The following is a 24,577-nucleotide window of genomic DNA, read 5'->3' as shown; positions in this document are numbered from 1 at the left end:
ATTGCACATATTTACAACATTACAGACACTTAGCAAAAAAGGATTTTGTTGAAGGGATGAAACATTACAAAACTCTTATTTAGGACCTTATGTCATCCTCTTTTCTAGCAATATCGAGTTATCCCAAAAAACGTATATTTACTAACATAGATTACAGGTGGTGTATTGTGAAAGAAATAGTATTCGTTCAAAATAAAAAAAGACTCCTTATGAAATTCGAATTTTTAAAAAAGGATTTAGTACTTACCATTTCACTAATATTAGCAATTGTAAGCTGCTTAATACATTCGCCAAGGTTCGAATATATTAACTTTGAAGTGTTAATTAGCTTATTTAATCTAATGGTGGCCATTAAAGCCTTGGAACAGCTAAAGATATTAGACAAACTTGCCGTTGCGATTTTAAATAAATGCAATAACAGCAGGTCAATATCTATTATTCTAATTTTGTTATGCTTTATTTGCTCCATGGTTGTAACAAATGATGTCGCCCTCCTCACTTTTGTACCAATAACACTTGTCATTAGTAAAAAAACACAAATGAACATGATGGATACAATCATCTTGCAGACAATTGCGGCAAACATCGGTAGTAGCTTGATGCCTATGGGAAACCCACAAAATTTATACCTATATTCTTACTATGGAATTAAGCTCATCCCATTTTTAGGTTCAATCCTGCTTTTAGCTGTACTTGGAATTAGTTTGTTATTTATATTTACTCAAAAACTTCAAAAAACAGATTTAAAAATAGAACTACCTGTAATTACCGTGAAAAATCGAAAAAAAGCTACCATCTGGATTTTGATACTTATCACTATCATTGCATCTATTTTTGGTGTCATTGATTATTACATTGCGCTAATAGTCACATTGATAGCAGCATTTACGTTAGATAGAAACTTACTATTTAAGATCGATTACTTTCTTCTAATAACCTTTGTCGGTTTTTTTATTTTTATCGGAAACATTTCCCATTCGGATGCGCTGGAGACATTTGCTCGCGCTAATTTAAGAGGAGATACTTCAGTCTTCTTTAGTTCCATATTTTTGAGTCAATTGATTAGCAATTTTCCTACTTCAATTCTTCTATCAAACTTTACTTCTGATTGGAAAGCTTTATTACTAGGAGTAAATATTGGAGGGCTTGGAACAATTATCGCATCTTTAGCCAGTGTAATCTCCTATAAACTATTCATTCAGGCCAATGTTAAAGAGAGTAAGGCGTATTTAATTAAATTTAGCATTTACAACTTTTTATTTTTAATCATACTTACATGTATACAATACTTTATTTTTAAATTTCTATAACTTTAAAAAGTGATTACTACTAGAATAATAAAAACCAAAACTTTCTCAACATTAAATTGGGAAAGTTTTGGTTTTAAAGTATATAATACTTACAATTAGCATTATAAGCAAGATCCACAAATTGCATCAATTAACTCACCAGTTATCCAACGACTGTCTGATGATCAAAGAAAATCTCTAAAAACTAGTTGATAATCTTTTAGAATTAAACTTTCCTATAATACTATTTGCTATTTCTTCAATATTTTCATTTAGAAAGAAATGATTACCTTCAAAAGAATGAAAAGTACACGTTTTACTTGTGTATCGTTCCCATTTTATTACTTGATCATATGTAGTAAATTCATCATTTTCCCCATTAAATATAAGAAAATCAATATCACATGGTTGTGTATTTTTGTCATGAATATACGTCTCAACGATTTTAAAATCTGCTCTTAGAATAGGGAGAAAAATCTTCATTAATTCTTCTGATTGCAGTACCCCAGATGGTGTACCTCCCATTGCAATAACTTCTCTTTTAAATTGTTCGTTAGAAAGATTATGTCGGATGTTTTTTATTTTACTATTTGGATGATTTCTACCGGATAAGACAAGAAATTTAGGCAATACGCTTTTAGAATCTTGTATTTTTCTAGCTACTTCATAGGCAATCAAACTTCCCATACTATGCCCAAATAAAATATATGGCGAATCATCTATCTGCATAACGATATTATTATAGACATCATTTACCGCTTCTTCCATACTTCCGTACAAACTTTCTTCAATTCTATATCCTCTACCAGCTAACTCTATCGGGACTACCTCAATATATGGATTAAAGTAATTTTTCCATTTTGCGTAACTAAACGCGGATCCCCCAGCATGTGGAAAGCAAAAAAGTTTAGTCTTCTGCATTGATTTTCTCCTTACTTTCAAATTTGTATATAGTTTGGAAAATTGCATAAATGTCTTTAATTATTATCTCTTGCGGAAATTCATCCCTTGTTGCACAAGCAGATACCTTATAATTTGGCTCAATGTTATATTGTCTAAAGTAAAAGTTTTGAGGTATATACTTATATGAAATTAAAGTTGGTGACTCTTTTTTTATAGAGAATGAATTTAACGGGATATAAAGCCCTTTTCCAATCGTTTTTATATAACTTTCTTTTAATGTCCATAAATCATAAAAATAATTAATTTGTTCATCAGAATTTATATTAGATATATCATAAAATTCTTCCTCTGAAAAAAATTCATTTGCTAATTTAAGAGCCTCTATCTCTGAAATCTTTTCTATATCAATACCCACATTAAAATTAGCAGTAGTACAAACCACCCATTCTCCTGAATGTGACAGATTAAAATGAAAGTCAGAAAAGTTTTCAACAAAAGGTTTTCCATACTCATTATATATAAATCTAATTTCTTCATTATTAATTTTATACTTTTGGCAGATTAGAGATCGGATTAGTAAATCTCCTATCAGGGTCCTATTAATGTCGCATGAATTTAATAAACGCTTCATTCGTTCTTTCTTCTCATTTGAAACTAAGTTACTAAGTTGCTTAAACAAATGACTTTCAATATTCTTTGGTATTTTCACAGCTTGAATTTGTATGATAAATCACGTCCTTTTTTAAAGAATTACTTCATATATGAACGTTACATAAATTCAAATTCACATTACTAAATTGCATATACAATAGGAAAGGTGCATATTTACATATCAATGAAAATATGCACCTTTCCTCAGTAATATCATCAGGCATTCGCTTCTATTACAAAGATTTCTATGTCTCTACCAATTACTTTTTACATTATCCCCTTAAAAAGTAATGCTCTTAATATATTCATTATTCCCTACACTTGATATGCATGCAGGTATTGGTCTCCCCTTTTCGTTCATTGCGTTGCATCTTTTGCGCTCTCTACTTTTCAGTTAATGAAAGGGATGTTTCTTTTATCTCTTCAAATTCATTTAATAGGTACTTAGCTATCTTTTCAACTGCGGGGAAGTCTACTATTTCCTCATGTGATCCAGGGACAGAATACTTATTTACTCTTCCTTTTAATAAAGGTCCCCAATCTGTAAACAACTCTTTTCCTTCCTCAGCACTAAAGTAGAGAACTTCTCCAGAGTATGGTATTAAATCATGCTCTGCCATTATATTCAGGCATTTCCTATGAGCATTGATAACTTGCTTCAAATTGATAAGATCTGCATCAGGCGGGAGTACTCCTTCCATAATTAATCGCTCTACAAGCATATCTTGTTTATGGAAGAGGCCTTCTTCCTGCTCAGTAAAATCTCTAGGAATGAAATGCTCATATATATATGAGAGCATATCCTCCGTTGTTTTATAGTCCTGCTCTGAAGGTACTTTAGTATCCATTAGTATCAACAACTCAACTTCCTCACCTTGACTCCTTAGTACAGTTGCGATTTCATAAGCAATCGCACCGCCTAAAGACCATCCTCCAAGACGATATGGACCTTCTGGCTGAACACGTTTTATTTCTTCGATGTAAAGTTGAATTACTTCCGGCAAAGTTAACTCGTCAATTTCTTTCTTTTCTATAAGAGGATTCTGTAAACCATAAAATGAACAATGGCTCTTAAGCAATCTTGCTAGTTGAATGTAACAGAATACATTCCCCATAAACGGATGAACGCAGAAGAAAGGTCTTTTCTCTGATTCTTGTAGTGAAACTAGCGCTGCTACTGATTTCGTCATATCATGCTTATCACGAATAAGGCATGCGATTCCTTCCACTGTTGGATTCTTAATCAATGTAGACACCTTAATCTCTTTTCCAAACTTCTCCCTAATTTTTGAAACTAATTTAATTACAAGGAGAGAGTGTCCTCCTCTATTAAAGAAATCATCATTTACATAAACATCTTCTATCTGTAACACATCCTGCCAGATTTTAATCAACTGATATTCAATTTCATCCCTTGGAATGATTGGTGTAGAGAAGTTATTTTCTCTATGAATAGTTAAATTGTTCAATGCCTTTCGATCAACTTTGCCATTTGTTGTAAGAGGAATCTCGTCTACCTTAATAAAGTGAGCGGGAACCATATAATTTGGTACTTGTGTCTTGAGATACTCACGCCACTCATGCATACTAACATCTCCAACTACATAAGCAACCAATCTCTGCTCTCCTAATTTATCCTCTGTTACCAAAACTACTGCTTCTTTTACCAATGGATGCCTCTCTATACTCGCTTCAATCTCTTCAAGTTCAATACGAAAGCCCCTAATTTTCACTTGATTATCAATTCTTCTCAAGTAATCTAAATTACCATCAGGTAAATAACGAACCAAATCTCCCGTACGATATAAACGTTCTTCTTCATTAAATGGATGACGGATGAATCGCTCTGCTGTTAATTCTGGGCGATTCAAGTATCCTCTCGCTATACCTGCACCCCCAATATATAGCTCACCTGTTACACCAACTGGAACAGGTAACAAATTTTTATCTAATACATAAGTTTGAACGTTCGGCAACGGACGGCCAATTGTTACTCTCTTACTATCTTTTTTGATATGATAGCATGTTGCATCAACCGTACATTCTGTAGGACCGTATACATTATAAAAATCAATTTTTTCTGTCTCTACTAGCTGTTCCCATAATGACGGCATAATTGCTTCACCACCGACTAATATCTTACTTGGTACATGAACATCAGCACTTATTTCTAGCAATCCTCCATCTATAAGTAATTGAAGTAATGAAGGTGTCATATCAAACATTTCCAATTTATTCTCCCTAATATAGGACACAAATTGTTCCGGATTAGTGCGAACTTCACTTGGGATAATATATAAACTTGAACCATAAAGCAACATTTGTAATTGCTGAATAGATACATCAAAGGCAATTGACGCATTCAAACCGACGCGCATATTACTAGGTATGTCATGTGAGAAAACTTCTTTTTGTAAACCATAGGATAGGTTTATTACAGAATGGTGCTGTACTAAAGCCCCCTTTGGATTCCCTGTCGAACCAGAAGTATAGATAACATACGCTAAGTTTTCCCCTGTTACCTCACATATTGGTGAAAGTTTGCTTTCTTGAGAAAGCATTGCTTGGTCCCTATCTAGGCAAACTGTCTTGATGTCTTTAGGTATCCATCCTAGTAATACCTCATTTGTAACTAAAACTTTAATTCCCGTGTCTTGTAAAATATATTGCAGGCGGCTTTCTGGATTCGATGGATCCAATGGAACATAGGCTGCTCCAGCCTTCCAAATTCCCATGAGACCAACAATCATCTCAACTGATCGATCAAAGCAGAGGCCAACTAATGACTCTGTCCCAATTCCACATTTCTGTAAATGATGGGCTAATTGATTAGCTCTTTCATTCAGCTCTCGATATGTTAGTTGCTGTTTTTCATCTACTACTGCCAACGCGTCAGGTGTACGATTTACTTGCTCTTCGAATAGTTGATGAATTACATTTTGACGTGGATAGGATATAGTATTATTATTCCATTCTTCCAATAGCTTTCTTTGTTCAGCTTCCGTAATATATACTAGCTCCGATAGATTTTGATCAATGTTTTTGAGCATTTGCATTAACACTTGGTGTAAATGACCCAGCATTCGTTCAATGGTTACTCTATTAAACTTACTACGGTCATACATTAACTTTAACGATAACTGGATTCCTGGAACTACAGCTAACCCTAATGGGTAGTGGGTTTGTTCTACCCCTTCCAATTCACCAATTTCCAGATTTTCTGAAGACTCCTCTTTCACTGGATAATTTTCAAACACATATAAACTATTGAACAGCGGTATTCCTCTAGGAACTTCACTCCACCCCTGAATCTCTGTCAAAGAAGCATACTCATATTGTCTTCTTTCTATCTCTTCCTCTTGTATCTTCTGCAACCAATCTATTAATTTTATATCATCCATCAATTGAATTCGCGTCGGTGACGTTGTAATGAAAGGACCTACGATGTTTTCAACATCAATAATCTCCGTAGAACGCCCTGAGCTTGTTACACCAAAAACAATGTCATTTTCTCCACTATATCGGCTCATGAGATATGCCCATGCCCCTTGAATTACTGTACTCAAAGTAAGTTTATTGCGTTTCGCCCATCCTTGTAACGCTTGAGTCTGCTCTTCTGATAAATACGTAACCTTCTCTGTGTAACCTTTTTCTTCCTCTTTACTTTCTAAGCCCAGCAAAGTTGGCGCAGTAAAACCTTTTAGCTTCTCTCTCCAGAATTGTTCCGCCTGCTCCTTATCTTGTTCTCTTAACCATTGGATATATTTCTTATATGGTGAGGACTTAGGTAACTTTACAGCTTCTCCATTCATTCTCTTCTGATAGACTGTAAGTAATTCATTAAAGACCAATGGTAAACTCCATCCATCCAGTAAAATATGGTGATGGGTCCAAACAATCCGATATTCTTCCTCACCTTCTTGAATGACTGTTACCCGCATCAATGGTGCTTCATCAAATTGGAAGGCTTGTTTTCGATCTAATGCCAAAAAGACTTTTCTTTTTTCCGCTATCTCTTCACTTGTCATTGTACGCCAGTCTTCTTTGTTCACTTTAAATGGGATATTTTCATACACCACTTGTACAGGTTTTTCAATTTCGTCCCATACAAATGCTGTACGAAAAATTTCATGCCGCTGAATTACAGATTTCCAAGCCTGCTCAAAAGTAGGAATATCCATTTCCCCTTGAATCATAAAACTCAATTGCACTATATACGGTGCAACATGTTCATCCCCTTGATCATGCAATGTGTGGAAGATCATACCTTCTTGCAAAGGTGATAGTGGATATAAATCAGTAATCTGATTTTTCTTTCCACGATGCATTTTATTTAGTACATTTGTCAAACCTTCTTGGCTAAGATTAGCCATTGCAAAATCCGAAATGGTCAGTGCAGATTCTCTATCTGAAGATTGAATCAATCTACTCAGTTGATATAGCATATTCTGTGCAATACTTTGAATCGTTGATTTGGCAAATTGTCCAACATTGTATACCCAAGTGAACTGAAGTTTTCCATCCGTTACAACCCCAATTACATCAATTACATGCGATCGCTTGGAACCGGCAGCATGATCTAAACGCTTAAATTTGTTCTCTGGAATAAACATTGCATCGCTAGAAAACATTTGGTCAAATTGTCCAAGATAGTTAAAACTAATAGACGGTGTATATTGGGAGCTTAATGGCTCACACATTGTTGTGTTCATGTAACGCAACACCCCATAATCAACACCCTTATTAGGAATTTTGCGAACTTGTTCTTTAACTGCTTTTAATGCTGCAATTGGCGTATTAGCATTAGTAATATTTAAATGAACTGGGTAAATACTTGTAAACCATCCCACGGTTCTCGATAAATCAACATCTTCAATAATCTCTTCTCGACCATGTCCCTCTAAATCTACGCTTAATATCGGCTGCCCCGTACATGCTGCTGTAGCTTGTACCAATGCTGCTAATAATACTTCATTGATTTGGACACGGTGAGTGCTTAAAGTCTCTTGCAATAACATACGGGTCTCATTCTCGTTTAACACCACAGTAATTTCCTCAGTTACTGCGCTTACTGGATTACTTATAGTACCATCTACTGGCAGTATAACTACGTCTTGTTCAACCTGCTGCTCCCAGTAATGTAGCACTTCTTTTGATATTCCAGTTTGAGCGTAATGTTGTAATTTCTCCGACCATTCTTTAAAAGATGTACTCTTCATAGGTAATTGAATTTTTTGCCCTTGGACCGCTTGCGTATATGCTGTTTGCAAATCTTCCAATAAAATTCGCCAAGAAACACCATCCACGGCTAAGTGATGAATTGTCCAAAATAATCGACCAGTCTCCTCACCTTCATCAAAATACACCATTCTCATTAAAGGACCATCATGTAAATTCAATCTTTCTTGTGCAACATTAATCTCTTTTTGAATAACTTCATGCCAATCCGCTTCCGGCACTTCGTCTAATGAAATGACAGTCAGCATCAATTGTTCTTCAATTCCTTCATTCCACTGTTCCCAAGTCCCATTAGGTAAACGTTCATATCTTAAACGCAGGGCATCATGATGAAGTAGAAGGTTACGCGCTGCCTTTTCCAGTGATCCTATGTCCAATTTTTCTTTCGTTCTAAAGAACATGGATTGATTCCAATGATGTGGATTAGGATGATTTTGTGCAAAAAACCTTTGCTGAATAGGTGTAAGTATCGTCTCTCCAGTTATAATTCCTTGTTCAGCTTGTACACCTTGTTCTTCTTTGACTACTTGCGCCAACTCAGCAATCGTTTGGTGTTCAAATAGTTGTTTTGGTGTCAACTGTAAACCAGCTTGCTTTGCGCGAGAGACAATCTGGATGCTAAGAATTGAATCTCCACCAATTTCAAAAAAGTTATCATAAATACCAATACGTTTTGAACCTAGCACACGTTCCCAAATGATAGAAAGCTTATGTTCACGTTCATTTCTTGGGGCCGCGTAGCCTTCTTGTATTCCTTGATAATCTGGTATAGGTAACGATTTCCGATCAACCTTTCCATTTATGGTTAGCGGTAATTCTTTCATTTCGACAAAGTAGGAAGGTATCATATGGATTGGCAGTTTTGTTTTAAGATACTCTCGCCATTCTTCTACACTACCTTCGCCCACTACATAAGCTACTAACCTCTTATCTCCCGACTGATTTTCCCTAACTATTACAACTACCTCTTTTACCAAGTCATGCTCTTGTAAAGTCGACTCAATCTCCCCAAGTTCGATTCGAAATCCTCTAATCTTCACTTGATTATCCATTCTTCCTAAGTAGTCTATATTACCATCAGGAAGATATCTCACAAGATCGCCTGTTCTATATAACCTCTCGCCTTCTTTGAATGGATGAGAAATAAATCGTTCGGATGTTAACTCTGGACGATTCAAGTACCCCTTTGCTAGACCTACTCCTCCGATATAAAGTTCCCCCATCACACCAACTGGAACTGGCAACCTATTACTATCTAATACATAAGTTTGGACGTTAGGCAATGGACGCCCAATTGTTACTCTCTTACTATCTTTTTTGATATGATAGCATGTTGCATCAACCGTACATTCTGTAGGACCATATACATTATAAAACTGTATTTTATCAGTCTCTACTAGCTGTTCCCATAATGACGGCATAATTGCTTCACCACCAACCAGTACCTTACTTGGAACATGAACGCCATCACACGTTTCTAACAATCCGGCATCTATAAGTAATTGAAGCAATGAAGGTGTTATATCAAAGATTTCTAACTTGTTCTCCCTAATATAAGCTACAAACTGCTCCGGATCACTTCGTACTTCATTCGGAATAATATACAAACTTGAACCATAAAGCAGCATTTGTAATTGCTGGATAGATGCATCAAAGGCAATTGACGCATTTAAACCGACATGCATGTTAGATGGTATCTCATGTTCGAAAACTTCTTTTTGTAAACCATGCGACAAGTTTAGTACAGAATGATGCTGTATCAAGACACCCTTTGGATTCCCCGTTGATCCTGAAGTATAGATAACATACGCTAAGTTTTCTCCTGTTACTTCACATTTTGGTGAAAGAATGCTTTCTTGTGAAATCATTGCTTGATCCCTATCTAGACAAACTATCTTGATTTCTTTAGGTATCCAGTCTTCCAATGACTCGTTCGTAACTAATACTTGAATTCCAGTGTCCTCCAAAATATATCGTAGACGACTTTCTGGATATGATGGGTCTAATGGAACATAGGCTGCTCCAGCCTTCCAAATCCCCATAATACTAACAATCATCTCAACTGAACGCTCAAAGCAAAGTCCAACCAATGATTCATTCCCAATCCCGCATTGCTGAAGATAGTGGGCCAATTGATTAGCTTTTTCATTCAGCTCTCGATACGTTAACTGCTGTTTTTCATCTACCACTGCTACCGCATCAGGTGTACGATTTACTTGCTCTTTAAACAGCTGATGAATTGTACTTTCCTGTGGATATGCTACAGCATCATTATTCCACTCCTCCAACTGTTTTTGCTGTAATCCTGACAATATAGGCAACTTAGCTAATGCTTTATCAGGATTCTCCACGATTACATTCAACCAGTTCCCAAAATGTTCAGCCATGGATTCAATAGTTAAGCTGTCAAATAAATCAGTTCTATAAACAAAAGTAAGTAATAAACCCTCTTCCACTTCTGCAGCAGTTAAACTTAAATCAAACTTAGCGATAGGAGCATTACTTTCCATTACTTCTATATTTCTTCCATGTAGTTCTGGTAGCTTCTGTCCCGTATTTTGCAAAGTAAACATGGTTTGGAAAATCGGAGAATGGCTTGTATTTCGTTCAGGTTGGATAACCTCTACAATTTTCTCAAACGGAACATCTTGATACTCATACGCCTTCAATGCTTTTATCCGCACTTGAGACAACAACTCTTGAAATGCCGGTGCATTACTTAAATCAGCGCGATAAACCAATGTATTGACAAAGAAACCAATCAGCCCTTCAATTTCTCGATAATTTCGATTTGCAATTGGGCTGCCAACAATAATATCCGTTTGTCCCGTATAACGAGCAAGGAAACTTTGATACGATGCCAATAAGGTCATGAAAAGTGTGGCCCCTTCTTGACGACTTAGTTCGTTTAATTTATCCAGTAATGAGCGCGATAACAAAACATTATGAGTTAATCCATGGTGGGTTTGCACTGGCGGACGCGGACGATCCATTGGCAACATTAAGACTGGTAACTCACCGGATAATTCTTCCTTCCAATACGCAAGTTGTTGATATAGTACTTCATCTTTCAACCATTCTCTTTGCCACTGAGCAAAATCGGCATATTGAACTGGTAGTGGTTCCAGCTCTGCTTGTTTTTCACCAATCGTATTCTCATAAAATGCCATCCATTCTTGAAGCAAGATTTCCATCGACCATCCATCTGAGATAATATGATGCATATTACACAGAAGAACCCATTCTTCTTCTGAAATTCTTATGAGTTTCCCACGGAACAATGGCCCTTTTTCTAAATCAAATGGAGATTCGACTTCAGTTTGAATCCATTGCTCCAACTTTCTTTCTCGCTCCTCTAATGAAAGCTTAGTTAAGTCCATTTGCAGAAGCGGACGGAAAACGTACGGTTGAATCTGCTGCATAGGATGGCCATCCTCTTCATAAAATACAGTCCGCAAAGATTCATGACGCTCTATCAACTGATTCCATCCCAACTCCAATGCCTCAGGTAACCAATTCCCTGTAAGACGGCATGCCATTGGCATATTATAAAGTGCACTATTAGGTGCAAATTGATCAATAAACCATAAGCGCTGTTGGGCATAAGACAGTGGAATATTTCCCCCTCGTTCCATCGGCATCAATGGTGGAATTTCTCGTTTTTCGCTCCCCTTACGTAACTGATCTATTCGTTTCGATAATGCTTCGACCGTTGAATATTCGAACAGTTCACGTACTGGCAATTTGATTTGAAAGACTTCCTGTAAGCGTGAGACCACTTGTGTAGCAAGTAGAGAGTGACCACCGAGCTCAAAGAATGAATCCTGAACATCAATGTCTCTTATTCCTAGCACTTGACTCCACACTGAAGCAATAAGTTCTTCCAGCGGAGTTCTTGGGTATACAGTATTTTCAGCGGATTGTTCACTAAGTATAGGCAATGCCTTCAAATCAAGCTTTCCATTCGGTGTAAGTGGTAAAAATTCCATCTCAATAAAGTTTGTTGGAACCATGTAATTTGGTAAATGTGTTTGTAGATGTTCTCGCCATTCATGGACACTTCCTTCACCAACTACATAAGCTACTAATCTCTTATCACCTTGATTATCCTCTCGTACCAATACAACTGCTTCTTTCACAGAAGAATGTGCCTGCAAAACAGCTTCTATTTCTCCCAATTCAATCCGGAAACCACGAATTTTTACTTGGTCATCTATACGTCCATGGAACTGGAGATTACCATCAGAAAGATAACTTGCTTTGTCTCCTGTATAATAGAGACGTTCTCCTGACTTGAAAGGATGTGGAATAAATTTTTCCTTTGTAAGATCCGGACGATTAGCATATCCACGTGCAAGACTCTTCCCTCCAATATAGAGATCTCCAATTACACCAATTGGTACTAGCTGAAGATGAGAATCTAACACATAAACTTCTGTATTCGCAATCGGTCGACCAATCGATGGCGTACCTGTTGTCACCCCTACAGGTACGTAACAATCTGTAGTAACAACGGTATTTTCCGATGGACCATACTGATTAATTACCGCAAAAGGAATATCGCTAGATGGATACTGCGTTAATTGATCCCCACCAGTAATGATAAAACGAAGATCCATTTTATCTGGCCAAGATAATTTCAAGAGTCTTTCCAGAATAGGCGTAGGTGCAAAACTAGCTGTTATTCGTGAATCAATGAGCCAGTCCCTTAGTGCTTCTGGATTAATTCTCAGTTCCTCTGTTGACAAGTAGAGTGCTGCGCCAGCAGTTAGATACGGCCAAATCTCCTGGACAGCCGAATCAAAAGCAACCCCTGCAATCTGAGTCGCACGATCCTCTGCTGAAATATGATAAACTTCTTGATGCCAAGAAACCATATTCATTAATGAGCGATTTTCAACCATGACACCCTTCGGTTTTCCTGTAGAACCAGAGGTATAAACAATATAGGCTAAGTTCTCTGGATTTATTTGACGTGTAGGTGCGATTACGCTTTCCACTGTTAGTTCTTCTAACCTCACCATTTCGACGTGTGCGAAATGTCCTTCTTGTCCTTCCGCCGTCACTACAAATTGAATTCCTGCATCTTCAATCATGTATTCTAACCTTGATTTTGGATATAACGGATCTAAAACAACATAAGCTCCACCAGCTTTTAAAATGCCTAGTAAACTTGCCATTAGCTCAGCTGACCTCGGAAGATAAACTCCTACCACTGACTCTGGGGCTACTCCCTTTCGCCGTAAAACATTTGCCAACTGATTTGCTTGTGTATCCAGTTCACCATAAGTCCACTGTTTTGTTTGATCAACTACCGCAATCGCATCCGGACGCCTTGCTACTTGCTCCTCAAATCTGTCGCAAATAAGACCCTGATGAGACATTTCCATTACAGTGTCATTCCATGTTTCTAATAACAAAGTACGTTCGGGTTCTGATAGCATGCTCAGGTCATGCAACGGATTTTGTGGGCGATGAGAAACTTCATGTAGCCATTTCTCAAAGTGTCCTGCCATCCGTTCAATAGTAGTAGCATTGAATAAATCCTTATTGTACTCAAAAGTAAAAAGTAATCCCTCTTCCGTCTCAACTGCCATTACACTTAAATCAAACTTTGCAATTGGACTATGGCTTTCTATCATTTCAATACTTCTACTAGATAACACCGGTAACTCTTGTTTCATATTTTGCAAGATGAACATAGTCTGGAAGATTGGCGAATGACTTGTACTTCGCTCCGGTTGCACAACTTCTACAATTTTTTCAAATGGAATATCTTGATATTCATACGCCTTCAATGCCTTTTGACGAACCTGATACAGTACATCTTGAAATGTCGGTCTACCACTCAAATTAGCTCGATAAACCAGTGTGTTAACGAAGAAACCAATTAGTCCTTCAATTTCTCTATAGTTCCGATTCGCAATTGGGCTTCCGACCAGAATATCTTCTTGTCCCGTATAACGAGATAGAAAACTTTGATATGCAGCTAAAAGCGTCATGAAGAGCGTAGCCCCTTCTTTTCGACTAAGTTCATTCAATTTATCATGTAGCGTGCTTGGCAGAACCATAGTGTATGTCGACCCGTGATGAGTTTGTATTGCGGGACGCGGGCGATCCACAGGAAGTTGGAGTACAGGAAGCTCCCCAGACAATTCTTCCCTCCAGTATTGGAGTTGTTGATCAAGCACCTCCTCCTTTAGCCATCCTTTTTGCCACTGAGCAAAGTCGGAATATTGAACCGGTAATGGTTCAAGTTCCGCTACCTTTCCATCCGTTGCTTTCTCATAAAATGCCATCCATTCTTCAAGTAGGATTCCCATTGACCATCCATCTGAAACGATATGATGTAGAGTACAAAGGAGTATCCATTCTTCCTCTCCCACGTGCAAAATACTTGTCCTGATTAATGGACCCTCTGTTAAATCAAATGGCACTTCTGTTTCTTGTTGAATTAAACGTTTAACTTCTTCTTCTTGATCTTCAGAAGAAAGCATAGTTAAATCCGTTTTCGGAATTGATTGAAAAGCATACGGTTCAATTTGCTGTACGGGTTGACCATTCACTTCTTGAAAGACCGTCCGCAGTGATTCATGACGTTCTATTAGTTGATTCCATCCCGTTTCCAATGCTTCAAGTAGCCAATTCCCTGTAAGACGGCATACCATTGGCATATTGTAAAGGGCACTATTAGGTGTAAATTGATCAATAAACCATAAACGTTGTTGGGCATAAGATAGTGGAATAGCTTCTCCTCGTTTCATTGGTATTAGTGGCGGAATCTCTCGTTTTTTATCTCCTTTACGTAACTGTTCTAATCGCTTTGCCAGTGACTCCACCGTTGTATATTCAAATAGTTCACGTACTGGTAATTCGATTTGAAAAATTCCCTGTAAACGTGACACTACTTGAGTAGCTAGTAGTGAATGACCACCGATTTCAAAAAAGGAATCCTGAACACTAATATTTTTTATTCCTAACACTTGGCTCCAAACGGAAACGATGAGCTCCTCCACTGGTGTTCGTGATGAAGTAATATCTTCACTTATGAACTGTTCTTCTAATTCCAATAATGCTTTCCGATTCACTTTACCATTTGGAGTAAGTGGCATACCTTCAATTTGGAAAAAGTATGCCGGAACCATATAATGTGGTAATTGCTTCTTGAGATATTCACGCCACTCCCCAGTATCCCCTTCACCCACTACATAAGCTACTAACTGCTTATCTCCTGGTCGATCTTCCTTCACCAACACGACTGCCTCTTTTACAGATGAGTGATCATGTAAAGCTGCTTCTATTTCTCCCAATTCAATTCGGAATCCTCTAATTTTAACTTGGTTATCTATTCTTCCAATATATTCTAAGTTACGATCATTTATATATCTAACCAAGTCACCCGTTCGATATAATCGTTCCCCGTCCTTAAAGGGATGCGGAATAAAACGTTCAGTAGTTAAATCCGGTCGATTGAAGTAGCCACGTGCTAATCCTACTCCTCCAAGGTAAAGTTCCCCTGCCACACCAATTGGGACCACTTGTTGATATTGATCTAACACATACAACTCTGTATTATCAATCGGACGACCAATCGGAATAAGCATTGGTTCTTTTTCTAAATCACAATCGTAATAAGTCACATCCACAGTTGCTTCAGTAGGACCATACAAGTTAATTAACTTTGTTTGCTGAGCATTGTAAAAGATCCCCTTAAACCGGCGAACCTGTTCAGTGTTTAACGCTTCTCCACTAGTAAAAACTTGAATTAAAGACGATACATCCCTTTTCGAATTATATAATTCCATATAATCTAAGAAAGTAGATAACATCGACGGAACAAAATGCATGGTGGACACACGGTATCGTTCAATATACTCCTCAATCACCGCAGGATCTTTCTCTCCTCCTGGTGGAAGTAAACAAACACGTGCTCCTACAAATGACCACCAAAATAATTCCCAGACAGAAACATCAAACGAAAACGGTGTCTTTTGTAGGATTGTATCCTCCTCAGACAATGGGTATTTTTTCTGCATCCACTGTAGGCGATTTATAACAGAATGATGTTCAATCATTACCCCCTTTGGATTTCCTGTCGAACCCGAAGTGTATATAATATAGGCTAAGTTATTTGCTGTTACTCCACTCACCGGAGCTAAATTACTCTCTTTAGAAATCATTACTTGATCCCGATCTAAACAAATTGCTTGAATATCTTTAGGTAACCAGTCCTGTAGTGCCTCTTTTGTTAACAGCACTTGAATTTGTGAATTCTCCAAAATGTATCTCAGGCGGTTTTCGGGATAACTTGGGTCCAGTGGGACATAAGCCCCACCTGCCTTCAAAATCCCAAAGAGACCGATAATCATATCAGGAGAACGTTCAATACATATACCAACCAATGATTCAGGTCCGATACCTCGTTTTTGTAGAAAATGTGCCAATTGATTCGATTTTTCATTTAGTTCTTGATACGTTAGCTTTCCACCCTCATAAACTACCGCCACTGCATCAGGTGTCCGTGCAACTTGTTGCTCAAATAGCTCATGAATCATACAATCATGACCATAAACTACGTCCGTATCATTCCATTCTTCTAGGAGTTGTTTTTGCTCAGTATCTGATAACATTGACAGCTTTGTATATGATTCATCTGGATGATACGTGATTTCATTTAGCCAGTTCTCAAAATGTCCTGCCATACGTGCAATGGTACTACTATCAAATAAATCCGTGTTGTATTCAAATGAGACGAATAGACCTTCTTCCACTTCATAGGCAGTTAAGCTCAAATCAAATTTAGCAATAGACATATTACTTTCTACCATTTCAATACTTCTATCAGGCAAATCTAGTCGTTCTTGTTTTATATTCTGTAGCGTAAACATGGTCTGAAATATAGGGGAATGACTCATGCTTCGTTCAGGTTGCACAGCTTCTACCACTTTTTCAAATGGTATATCTTGATATTCGTAAGCTTTTAACGCCTTTTTCTTTGTTTGGTTCAAAATCTCCCGAAAGGTAGGGGTGCCACTCAAATCTGATCGATAAACCAACGTATTAACAAAGAAACCAATTAATCCTTCTACTCCCTTATGGTTCCGATTTGCAATCGGGCTACCAACTAGAATATCTTTTTGTCCTGTATAACGAGCAAGAAAGCTCTGGTATGCGGCCATTAAAGTCATAAATAAAGTAGATCCTTCTTGTCGGCTTATATCCTTCAATTGACTAAGCAATTTATAAGGAAAAATCACATGATGCGTAGCCCCAGAGTAAGTCTGCTTAACCGGTCGAGGTCGATCCACTGGCAGTTGTAAGATAGGAAGTTCACCAGACAATTCTTCCTGCCAATACGTAAGCTGACGATTTAGCACATCACCTTGCAACCACTCCTTTTGCCACTTCGCAAAGTCTGCATATTGAATGGATAGTGAACTTAATTTAGCAGGATTTCCGCCCGTTTCTTCTTCATAGAAAGCAAGTAATTCATTCATGAATATACCAATGGACCAAGCATCAGAAATAATATGATGCATCGTACACAGTAATAACCATTCATCCTTCTCTAATTGAACAAGCTGCTTACGAATTAAAGGACCATTCATTAAATCAAATGGTTCTTGCGCTTCTCTCGCAATTAAACTATCTACCTCTTTTTCTTTTACTTCTAGAGGAAGTTGAGAGTAATCCCTTACAGGTAATGCTCTAGGAAGAAATTCGAGAATTTGTTGCACAGGCTGTTCTCCTACTTCTTTAAAAACAGTTCGTAATGATTCATGACGTTCAATGAGTCGATTGAATCCCTTCTCTAATGCTTCAGGTATCCAATTTCCTTTTAGATGCCATACTGTTGGAATATTATATAAAGAACTGTTTGGGTTAAATCTGTCCATAAACCACAAACGTTGTTGCGCATAAGACAACGGGAGTGCTTCTTTATTCTCCTTTTTTTGCATTTGCTTCTGAAGCCATGCTCTCTTCTCAGGAGAAAGTGAACTCAGCTTTGCAAGTAAATCACTTCTCATTTTTTTACCCCTTCCTCAATCAAATTACTCTCGAATATCCCTTGTGCTTCTTCCTCTGATAGCTCCTCTAATTGCTTAAGTAGTTCCAGTAATTCTTCATCATTACTCACTTCTGCTTCTTTTTGAACATAGTCTTGAAGACTTACATTCTCCTTACTATCATTCTGCATTTCTTGATTTTTGTTATCGAGCAATTGATCAATCTGTTCTGCCAATTGCTGCACCGTATGAAACATAAATAAATCATGCAATGGTATCTCGATTCCAAAAGCCTCTTTAAGATTGGAAACAGCTTGCGTAGCGAGTAGTGAATGGCCACCAATTTCAAAAAACGAATCTTGAATTCCGATGTTTTCCATACCTAAAACTTCATGCCATATCGAAACGATTGTTTTTTCCGTGGACGTACGAGGAGCAATATAACCACTTGCTATCTCCTGTCTCTCTGGTGCTGGTAAGGCCTTCCTATCAATTTTCCCATTAGGAGTGAGTGGAAATGCATTTAATCCAACAAAATAGGCTGGGATCATATAATTTGGTAGTTGATCCTTGAGATAATCACGCCACTTTTGAGCATCCCCGCCTCCTACAACATAGGCGATCAAACGTGGATCGCCAGGATAATCTTCCCGCACCATCACAATAGCTTCGTTAACTAATGTATGCCTTTGTAATGTCGCTTCAATTTCTCCTAGTTCAATCCGGAACCCACGAATTTTTACTTGATGATCGATTCGTCCAACATACTCCAAATTTCCATCCGGCAAATACCTTACTAGATCTCCAGTCCGGTATACTCGCTCGTCTTCTTTAAACGGATGCGGTATAAATCGATTTTCCGTTAAGTCAGGGCGTTTTAAATATCCACGCGCTAACCCTGATCCACCAATGTATAGCTCACCAACTACACCAATTGGAACCATTTTTCGTTCAGCACTCAATACATATACTTCTGTATTGAAGATTGGTTTACCGATTGGTGGTACCCTATGCATGACACCCTTTTCTAATTCCATATACGTGGAATACGTAGTATCTTCAGACGGTCCATATAAGTTGAACACCTTCTCAATCGTACTTCTCTCGTATAAATCTTGAACAAGCGGATATGGTAACGGTTCTCCAGCCAAATTTATTACCTTTACTGAAGAAGGAATTGTTTTTGCTCGAACCAGTTCCTTTGCTGCCGATGGCACAGTATTAACCAAAGTCACACCTTTGGTAGACAACTTGTCTAGATGTAGAGCATTTTCAGCGACAATCACCTTACCACCCATCGTTAAGGGAACAAATACTTCAAAAACGGATAAATCAAAAGATAGTGAAGTTGAAGCTAATACTCCCGCTAATTCCTTTCGAGAATACGTGTGATGCGCCCAATGAATCATTGTTACTGTATTCCTGTGCTCAATCATTACTCCCTTTGGATTTCCAGTGGAACCTGAAGTATAGATAATATAGGCTAAGTTATCGCCCGTCACTTCACTCGTGCATACCGTAGTAACTTCTTGTTCTATTTCTGCTCGATTACGATCAATACAAATGACGTTGACGAATGGAGGTATAACCATTTTTTGTTGTAACTTTTCCTGTGTCACCAGTACCTTTATTTGAGCATCTTCTAAAATGTACTGCAGTCGACTTTCCGGATACGCTGGATCAATTGGGACATATGCTCCTCCCGCCTTCATAATTCCTAAGAGACCGACAATCATCTCGGATGAACGTGTAACGCAAATCCCAACTAATGATTCGCATGTTACACCATTTTTTTGCAAATAATGTGCCAACTGATTTGAGCGTTCGTCCAACTCTCGATATGTTAGTTCTTCATCTTCGCACACTACTGCAATTGCTTCTGGTGTTTTTTCCACTTGTTCTTCAAACATTGTATGAATCGTACTATCTTCTATATCTATAACGGCTGATTCATTCCATTCCTCTAGTAGTTGCTTATATTCTACTTTCGATAACATATTCAGTTCTGATAGTATACATTTTGGATGAGAGACAATTTGATTTAACCAATGTTTAAAATGACTTGCCATACGTTCAATGGTTGTATCATTAAACAAATCAGTATTATATTCAAAGGTTAGTGATAATCCTTCTTCCGTCTCAGAAGCAAATAAACTCAAATCAAATTTGGCAACAGAAGCATGGCTTTTCATGAGTTCCATTTGTCTTTCAGATAGCTGAAGAAATTCTTGTTTCGTATTCTGTAAAGTAAACATAGTTTGGAATATTGGTGAATGACTTGTATTCCGTTCAGGTTTTACGGATTCTACCACTTTCTCAAATGGGATGTCCTGATACTCGAATGCTTTTAGCGCTTTTTTTCTTACCTGCGACAATAGTTCTTGGAACGTCGGATTTCCACTGAAATCAGCTCGATAAACTAACGTATTTGCAAAGAATCCTATTAATCCCTCAATCTCTTTCACATTTCGATTAGCGATTGGGCTTCCAACTATAATGTCGTCCTGTCCTGTATAACGAGAAAGGAAGCTTTGATACGCTGCCATCAATGTCATAAATAAAGTGCATCCTTCTTGCAAACTTAAATCTTTGAGCTTTTCCTGTAAGGAATTCGCCACTATTAAGGACTGACTTGCACCACGATGGGTTTGAACTGCAGGTCGAGGACGATCCATCGGTAATTGTAAAACCGGTAGTTCCCCAGATAATTCTTCCTTCCAATATTGAAGATGCTGATTCAAACTCTCCTCTTTTTGCCATTCCTTCTGCCACATGACAAAATCTGCATATTGGATAGATAACTCCTTCAATTCCACTGGTTTTCCGGTTAGTGCTCCTTTATAAAAAGCCATCCATTCTTCAAGTAAGATTCCCATTGACCATCCATCTGAAATAATATGATGCATCGTACAAATGAGAACCCATTCTTCCCTGTCCACTTTCAATATTCGTGTTCGAATCAGAGGACCTTGTCCAAAATGAAATGGTTCCTCCGCCTCGTTTTGAATAAGGCGTTTCATTTCTCTTTCCCTATCTTCCAAAGAAAGATCTGTTAGATTCGTTTGAGGAATATGCCTGAACACATGAGATTGAACCTGTTGAAAAGGTTCACCCTCTTGTTCTAGAATTGTCGTCCTTAATGATTCATGACGCTCCAACAATTGATTCCATCCGACCTCCAATGCTTCAATTGACCATTTACCTGTTAAGCGACACGCTGCATGAATATTGTACATAGCACTATTTGGCATTAATTGATCAATAAACCATAGACGTTTCTGCGCATAGGAAAGTGGGATAACTTCTTCTCGTTTCATAGGTACAAGAGGAGCAACCTTTCGTTTTTTATCTTCCTTTCGTAACTGATCCACTCGTTTCGCCAATGCTTCCACTGTATCGTGCTTGAAAAGTTCACGTAATGGAATTTTAATTTGGAACAGTTCTTGCAATCGAGAGACGATTTGAGTAGCAAGTAGTGAGTGCCCACCACGTTCAAAGAAGGAATCCTGAATGCCAATATTTTCTGTTCCTAACACTTGACTCCAAACCGAGGCAATAAGCTCTTCCGATGGCGTCCGAGGTAGCACATTTAAATCTTCAATAGCTTGCTCATCAGGTGCTGGCAAGGCCTTTCGGTCAATTTTCCCATTCGGAGTAAGCGGAAAATGTTCTAACTCTATAAAGTGCGCTGGAATCATATGATTCGGTAATTGGTTTTGTAAATACTCTCTCCACTCTTCGGTATTTCCATCGCTTATTACATATGCAACCAATCGTTGATCACCTGGACGATCTTCTCTAACTAATACGACAGCCTCTTTAATAAACGAACATTTTTCTAAAGTTGCTTCAATTTCTCCTAGTTCAATCCTAAAACCACGCATTTTGACTTGATGATCCATTCTACCTATAAATTCTATATTTCCATCATTTAGATATCTTACTGAATCTCCTGTTCGATATAGTCGTTCCCCCAATTGAAATGGGTGCGAAATGAATTTTTCAGCAGTAAGATTCTGACGATTTAAGTATCCACGCGCTAAACCAACACCACCAATATATAACTCACCTTCAGTTCCTATTGATTGCAAGCGTTGATTTTGGTCTAATACATATAATTGCGTGTTCTGTATTGGCTTCCCAATAGAAACAAATTCTTGATTAGGCTGAATATCAAATGCATTCACATAAATAGTGGCTTCAGTTGGCCCATAAAAGTTGGTTAATTTCACTTGTCCACTATAATCCCATTTCTGTTGAAAACGTCTAACTAACCCTGAACTTAGTTCTTCTCCACCAGAAAATACATGGCGTACGGACGAACAATTCATGTTCAATTCAATATGATTGAAGTAATCTAAGAAAACAGATAACATCGAAGGTACAAATTGAACTATAGTAACCTGATGTTGTTTAATCACTTCAGCTATAATAGAAGGATCTTTTTCTCCACCTGGAGGTAGGAAAGATACACTTGCACCAACGTGAATGCCCCAAAATAATTCCCAAACAGAGACATCAAATGAGAATGGCGTTTTCTGCAAGACCACATCTTTTTCAGAAAGCGGATATTTATGTTGCATCCATTCTAGATAATTAATTACTGAATGATGCTCAATCATTACTCCCTTTGGATTCCCTGTAGATCCTGAAGTATACATAACATACGCTAAATTTTCTCCTGTTACACCACTTATACATGGGGTTGTTTCTTCTTTTTCAATTGCAGTGTAATCTTTATTCATACAAATCGTTTCTATATTTTCAGATACAAACAAATTTTTAGAATTCTCTTCCGTCACTAGTACTTCGATTCCAGCATCCTCTAATATATATCGAAGTCGACTCTCTGGATAAGTAGGGTCAAGTGGAACATACGCTGCTCCTGATTTTAGAATACCTAATAACGCTATCATCATTTGTAATGAACGTTCCATATATACCCCAACTAGAGACTCTGGGCCTACACCATGCTTTTGTAAATAATGAGCTAACTGATTTGCACGCTTCTCCAACTCTTTATAGGTAATTTGTTCATTTTCGTAACTAGCCGCGATTGCTTCCGGTGTTTTTTTTACTTGCTCCTCAAACATCGTATGAATCATGCCTTCAGCCGAATAATTAACTTGAGTATGATTCCATTCCTCTAGTAACTGTATTTGTTCTTCTTCTGTTAAATGAGTAATTTCAAATAGTTTTGAATCTAGGCTCTTCGTCATCTGAATTAATATTTGCAATAAGTGATTCTGAATCCGATTTATTGCTTCTTCATTAAAATAGCTTCGATCATACATCAACTTTAAAGTAATTTTCTTACCGGGCATTACAATGAGTGTTAAAGGATAATTTGTTTGTTCCGTGCTTTTAACATCTAGTAATCTTAAATCATCATTTCTCTCACCTTGAATTGGATAATTTTCAAACACATACAAGGTATGAAATAAGGAGCAATTTCGCGGAACCTCACTCCAGCCTTGAATATCTATCAACGAATTATACTCATACTGTCTTCGTTCCATTTCTTTCATTTGTATTTTACGAAGCCAATCTACTACTGATGCATTATCCGTTAATCGAATTCTGGTAGGTAATGTGTTAATAAATAGCCCCACCATATTCTCTGCTCCTATTAAATCAGTAGGACGTCCAGCGCTAGTTACGCCAAATACGACGTCACTGTCACCGCTATACCTACTCAGCAAATAAGCCCATGCACCTTGTACTAACGTATTCAACGTTAATCGACTATTTCGTACCCACTTTTGTAAACTCTCAGTAAGTTCCTCAGATACTTGATAAGCAAACTCTCCATAACCCTTCTCTTGTCCTTGATCCTTTCTTTCCATTGCTAATGGAGTGGGTGCATAGAACCCTTTTAATTCTTCTTTCCAAAATTCCTCTGCTTGACTTTGATCTTGTTTATTTATCCATTGAATATATTTTTTATAAGGAAGAGATTTAGGAAGATTCAACAATTCTCCCTTTATCATCTTGAGATAAACTTCCATCACTTCACTAAAGACCAATGACACACTCCATCCATCTAGCAAAATATGATGATGTGTCCAGATAATTCTCGTTTCCTCTTTTGCTTCTTTAATCGCAGTGACTCTCATCAATGGTGCTTCATCCAATAAAAATCCTTTCCTACGATCTGCAGTCAAAAACTGTTGTAATTTCTTCTCCTTCTCCTCATGCGAATAGGTACTCCAATCCTCTTGATGAATAGTAAAAGGAAGACGTTCGTAAACTGCTTGTAGAGGTTTTTCTACTTCTTCCCAAACAAATACTGAGCGCAGAACCTCATGTCGTTGAATAACATATTCCCAAGCTTTTTCAAAAGTAGCAACATCCAATTGCCCCCCGAGCAAGAAACCTACTTGTACAATATAGGAAAAAGAATGTTCATCATCTTGATCGTATAAAGTATGAAACAGTATTCCTTTTTGCAAAGGTGATAAACCATATATATCAATAACGTCTCCCATT

5 protein-coding genes and 1 pseudogene are annotated in these 24,577 nt (G+C 37.6%); 1 reads left to right on the top strand and 5 read right to left on the bottom strand.

All coding sequences use genetic code 11. From position 1 onward, the window contains the following. The first annotated feature begins 167 nt into the window (after positions 1-167). Complete coding sequence (locus BM089_RS08240) at positions 168-1,310, top strand: anion transporter (RefSeq protein ID WP_061661049.1); 1,143 nt, start codon at positions 168-170, stop codon at positions 1,308-1,310. A gap of 101 nt (positions 1,311-1,411) precedes the next feature. On the opposite strand, the pseudogene BM089_RS31880 reads toward BM089_RS08240, so the two are convergent. From BM089_RS31880 to BM089_RS08215, 5 genes and pseudogenes are all read right to left on the bottom strand, one after another. Next, positions 1,412-1,483 (bottom strand): annotated as a pseudogene (locus BM089_RS31880) (short-chain dehydrogenase); the annotation flags it as partial. A gap of 4 nt (positions 1,484-1,487) precedes the next feature. Further along, a complete protein-coding gene (locus BM089_RS08235; protein WP_090976614.1) occupies positions 1,488-2,210 on the bottom strand; it encodes a thioesterase II family protein in 723 nt (240 codons plus the stop codon). Beyond that, positions 2,197-2,823: a 4'-phosphopantetheinyl transferase family protein gene (locus tag BM089_RS08230; protein ID WP_175495685.1), complete on the bottom strand. Its 627-nt coding sequence runs from the start codon at positions 2,821-2,823 to the stop codon at positions 2,197-2,199. Before BM089_RS08230 ends, BM089_RS08235 begins: the two co-directional genes overlap by 14 nt. Positions 2,824-3,226: 403 nt before the next feature. Further along, positions 3,227-18,109: a non-ribosomal peptide synthetase gene (locus BM089_RS08225; protein ID WP_139213232.1), complete on the bottom strand. Its 14,883-nt coding sequence runs from the start codon at positions 18,107-18,109 to the stop codon at positions 3,227-3,229. Continuing rightward, positions 18,106-24,576 (bottom strand): non-ribosomal peptide synthetase, encoded by a 6,471-nt coding sequence (locus BM089_RS08215; protein ID WP_090976608.1) that lies wholly within the window; start codon positions 24,574-24,576, stop codon positions 18,106-18,108. Before BM089_RS08215 ends, BM089_RS08225 begins: the two co-directional genes overlap by 4 nt. Position 24,577: the final 1 nt, after the last annotated feature.

It is taken from the genome of Bacillus sp. 5mfcol3.1 (assembly GCF_900114335.1).
GTDB lineage: Bacteria > Bacillota > Bacilli > Bacillales > Bacillaceae_G > Bacillus_A > Bacillus_A thuringiensis_S.
The sequence above is the reverse complement of the archived record's forward strand: the minus strand, read 5'-3'. Positions and strand labels throughout refer to the sequence as shown.